Here is a 1,047-nt window from a genome sequence, read left to right on the forward strand (position 1 = left end):
CCCCCTCACCCGGATTGCCGACCGAATTGCGAAGCGCAATTCGGGGCAATCCGACCTCTCCCCGAGGGGAGAGGAGCGAGCCGGCGCTGGCGCCAGTCTCTTCTCCCCTCGGGGAGAAGGTGGCCGCGAAGAGGCCGGATGAGGGGGCGTCCGCGATGGATGCTTGACCACACGGAGCTTGTCGTACAAACGACGGTGTCGATTTTCGGAGAAAGAGACATGGCCACCGCCGACGACATCGCTCTGATCAAGAAACAGGAAGCCACGCTGGTCTTCCCGGCCTTCGACGAGGCCGTCGCCTTCAAGATCGGTTCCGGCATCAGGGATCGGGCGCTGAAGGAAGAGCTGCCGATCATCGTCGACATCAGGACCTTCGACCGGCCGCTCTTCTATGCCGCGATGCCGGGCTCCAACGCCTCCAATCCGGACTGGGCGCGGCGCAAGATCAACGTCGTGAAGCGCTATCTGAGAAGCACCTATCGCCTTGTGCTGGAGCAGCAGCGGCCTGACCGCACGTTCAAGGTCGGCGAAGCGCTTGACATCGCCGACTATGTGCTGGCCGGCGGCGGCTTTCCGGTCACGGTCAAGGGGGCCGGGGTCATTGGCGTCATCGCCGTTTCGGGCCTGCCGGAGCGCGAGGACCACGGCGTCGTGGTCGATGCGATCTGCGCGCATCTCGGCGTCGATGCGAGCAAGCTCAGATTGCCGCCGGAAGACAAATGACCGATCCAAAGACCTTCCTCACCTCGATCTTCAAGGCCGCCGTCGCCGCCGCCGACCCGGAAAAGACGATCCGCAATCATTTGCCGGCTAAGCCGAAAGGCCGCACCGTCGTCATCGGCGCGGGAAAGGGCTCGGCGCAGATGGCGGCGGCCTTCGAGAAGGTCTGGGACGGTCCCATCGATGGTCTGGTCGTCACCCGCTACGGCTATGGCGCCAGTTGTGAGCGCATCGAGATCATCGAGGCGGCGCATCCGGTGCCGGATGCCGCCGGCCTGGAGGCCTCGCGCCGGCTGCTCGAGAAGGTGCGGGGCCTGACTTCGGAAG

The 1,047-nt window shown here is 65.0% G+C and carries 2 protein-coding genes; both read left to right on the forward strand.

Annotated features, from left to right (window positions below):
• Positions 1 to 219 precede the first annotated feature (219 nt).
• Positions 220 to 723: a heme-degrading domain-containing protein gene (locus EOA24_RS39065; RefSeq protein ID WP_126079891.1), complete on the forward strand. Its 504-nt coding sequence runs from the start codon at positions 220 to 222 to the stop codon at positions 721 to 723.
• The coding region (locus EOA24_RS39070) for a DUF4147 domain-containing protein (protein WP_127410884.1) at positions 720 to 1,047 on the forward strand (328 nt) is incomplete at its 3' end. The genes EOA24_RS39065 and EOA24_RS39070, both read left to right, overlap by 4 nt.

Origin of the sequence: Mesorhizobium sp. M2A.F.Ca.ET.039.01.1.1 (genome assembly GCF_003998035.1) — a bacterium.
Lineage (GTDB): Bacteria > Pseudomonadota > Alphaproteobacteria > Rhizobiales > Rhizobiaceae > Mesorhizobium.